At 65.1% G+C, this 2,917-nt stretch carries 4 protein-coding genes; 1 reads left to right on the forward strand and 3 read right to left on the reverse strand.

What is annotated here, in order from left to right; translation table 11 throughout:
* Positions 1-391, forward strand: a 391-nt coding sequence (locus JYJ84_RS32950) for an alpha/beta fold hydrolase (protein WP_205190004.1), incomplete at its 5' end; no start/stop codon positions are given.
* Between the two features lie 176 nt (positions 392-567).
* On the opposite strand, the gene infA is transcribed toward JYJ84_RS32950, so the two are convergent.
* The 3 genes from infA to JYJ84_RS32965 form a co-directional block, all read right to left on the reverse strand.
* Positions 568-831 (reverse strand): translation initiation factor IF-1, encoded by a 264-nt coding sequence (infA, locus tag JYJ84_RS32955; protein WP_011355053.1) that lies wholly within the window; start codon positions 829-831, stop codon positions 568-570.
* A 468-nt stretch (positions 832-1,299) separates the two neighbouring features.
* A complete protein-coding gene (locus JYJ84_RS32960; RefSeq protein WP_006483056.1) occupies positions 1,300-1,503 on the reverse strand; it encodes a cold-shock protein in 204 nt (67 codons plus the stop codon).
* A gap of 289 nt (positions 1,504-1,792) precedes the next feature.
* On the reverse strand, positions 1,793-2,872 hold the full coding sequence (locus JYJ84_RS32965; RefSeq protein ID WP_122947148.1) for a Rieske 2Fe-2S domain-containing protein: 1,080 nt from the start codon (positions 2,870-2,872) through the stop codon (positions 1,793-1,795).
* Positions 2,873-2,917: the final 45 nt, after the last annotated feature.

Raw genomic sequence — 2,917 nt, forward strand, 5'->3', positions numbered from 1 at the left:
GCGCGCATTCTTCGCGAGCACGACCGTCGATGACGATGCGTTTCGCCGGCTCGTACGATTCGTGACGGGGGGATTGTCGGCGCGCTGGGCCGACGTGAAGCTGCGGCAGAACCGCGAACGCGTGGCGCCGGATTGCCGGCTCGCATATCTCGACATGCTGACCGGCACGGATTTCGTCGACGACATCCGCGGGCTCGACACCCGCTTCCTGGTGATCGTCGGCGACAAGGATCCGGGGCTCGACGAAGCGGCGATGCAGGCGACGTTCCTCGCGTGGCATCCGAACGCGCGGCTCGTAACGATGCCCAATTGCGGGCATTACCCGATGCAGGAATGTCCGCCGTACTTCGCGATGATCGTCGAGGATTTCCTGCGGGACGCGGCCGCTTGAGCGTTGCGCACGCGCGGCGGCCGGTGAAGGCGGTATTGGCCGCCGCGGCATGACGATGCCGACGACGACCGGTGGGCGGCACGCGATGTGTCGTCCACCCGGTTCGTCCGGCCTCGTCGGCCGGACGGGATTCGATCAGCGAGGCGGTGCTGCGTGCCCGCGCCGATAGTTACCGCTTAACGGCGCGGCTGGCCGGTTCGCGGCGGACGCGGGGAATTCGCGTCCTTGTGGCGGAAGTTGATGCGACCCTTGGTGAGGTCATAGACCGACAGTTCCAGCGTCACGCGGTCGCCCGCGAGAATGCGGATGTGGTTCTTGCGCATGCGGCCCGACGCGTACGCGCCGACCACGACGCCGTTTTCCAGCGTGACACGGTATTTGCTGTCCGGCAGCACTTCGTCGACGATTCCGTCCAGTTCCAGCAGTTCTTCTTTTGCCAAACCAATTCCTCCAGACAAGGTGATTGACCGCGGCCGCGGCGATCTGCCCGGCGCCGTTTCCCGCGACGGGACGGCGACCGGCAGGCTGCCGGGTATCGGTTCGTTCAGACGGACCCAAGGTCCGTCTTGTGATCGGAGCCCGGCGCGATGCGGCGTTCAGGCGGTCGGTGGCGGCGGCGCCTTGGGCGCCGCGCAAGTCGGGACCGCGCCGGCTACGACAAGGCCGCGGTCTGCTCAGGTTGATGCGTTGAAGCGGTGATGCGCTGGCCAAGCGCGCAGGCGCTTCGCGAGGGCGTTGCATTGCACGCCGTTCCGGCATGCGATGAGGGAAGCGCCACGACCGATGCATCGCGAATGTCGCGATGCATCGGTCGTGCGCATCGGAACGCGCCGGCGCCGCAAAAGCGGCGCCTCGCGCGAAACTCCATCCGGCAGCGGCCACCGACTGGCGGCCGATGCCGATGCGGCTTACTGCGGCGTGATGTTCGACGCTTGCAGACCCTTCGGGCCGCGCTTCACTTCGAAGCTGACCTTCTGGCCTTCCGCGAGGGTCTTGAAACCCGTGCCGCGAATTTCCGAGAAATGGGCGAACAGATCGTCGCCGCCGTTGTCCGGGGAGATGAAACCAAAGCCCTTGGTTTCGTTGAACCACTTGACGGTACCGGTATCCACAAATACTTCCTTAATACAAATGACGAATAATTGAACATGCGCCCACGACGGGCACATAAAGAATCAAAAGAGGGATAGACCAACGACTGCCGCACGGAGTGCAGCCAATGATGAGCAATCGAACTTCTTGAACACTTCGGCCATGGACACTACGCGGTAGTGGCCGTTTCGTCAAGTCATTTTGATGCGGCGCACCCGCACACTCGCCGCGTGCGCCTTATGCGGCGGGCGTTGCCGGCCGACGGGACCTGTTTCGATGCGCCCCCTTTTTCGGCCGGCTCGCCGGGTTTTACCGCGGCTCGAACACGTGATGCAGCGCCGGCGGTTCCGCGCCTTCCCGGATTCGCATCTCGAACGCCTTGCGCGCGACGCTCGTCGGCCGCACGTCCGCCGCGTCCAGGTAGAACTGCGAATACCAGTCGCGCATCTGGTACAGCGGGCCGTCACCTTCGCACAGCAGCGGGTTATCGATCCGCGTCTTGCTGTGCCAGATGTCGACGTCCTCGTAGAACGCGCGCTGCGCTTCCTTCACGTACGCGTTCGCGATCTCCATGTTCTGCGCATCGGACAGCCCGGCCACCTTCTTCACGATCACGCCGTAACGCAGCTCGAAGCTGTTCATGTCGATCGGCACGTGGCAGTTCAGCAGCACCGAGTGGATCGGCTGCCCGCCGCTCTGCCCCGTCATCTGCGTGATGTGCACGGCCGGCCCGAAATACGTCGACAGCGCGGTCAGCGCGTCGCCGCCGAGCTTCTCGCTGCGGCCGACCATCAGCTGCGTCGCCTTGTGATCCTCGAACAGGTTCGCGAAATAGTCGATCGGCGCATGGTGCACGGTCGCGAAGTGCGCGACGTCCGAGATGTTGTCGACCAGTTCGCGGCAGTTGGCCTGGATCACCATCTTGTCGACGACCCAGTCCGACCATTCGTCGGAGAAGCACACGTCGAGGCGCGGAATCGCGACTTCCGGCGGCGGCGCGTTACCTTCCGGGTCGTTCCACACGAACAGCAGGTTGTTTTCCTCGCAGGTCGGCCATGCGCCGATGCGCGCCTTCGGCGGGATCCGCTTGCAGTACGGAATCGACGCGCACTGCCCTTCGCCGCTCCACGCCCAGCCGTGGAACGGGCACACGAGATTGTCGCCCTGCACCGTGCCGAGGCTCAGGTCCGCGCCCATGTGCGGGCAGTACGCATCGACGATGTTGACCTTGCCGGTCGAATCGGCGAACGCGGCGAGCTTGCGGCCGAACGCGTTCAGCGTATGCGGCTTGCCGTCCTTGAAGTCGCGGGCGAGCCCGAGGCAGTGCCAGCCGCGCGCATAGCGCTGCGCGAGCGGCTGGGCTTCGATCTTGTAAGGGCGTGCGGACATGTGGGTTGACTCCTCTTGTCGAGAGCGCGCGGCGGCCGGCCGCGC

It is taken from the genome of Burkholderia sp. LMG 13014 (assembly GCF_905232215.1).
Lineage (GTDB): Bacteria > Pseudomonadota > Gammaproteobacteria > Burkholderiales > Burkholderiaceae > Burkholderia.

What these genes read in the sequence shown, in the direction of transcription:
- JYJ84_RS32965 (WP_122947148.1), bottom strand. Translation starts at nt 2,872, where the DNA reads ATGTCCGCACGCCCTTACAAGATCGAAGCCCAGCCGCTCGCGCAGCGC.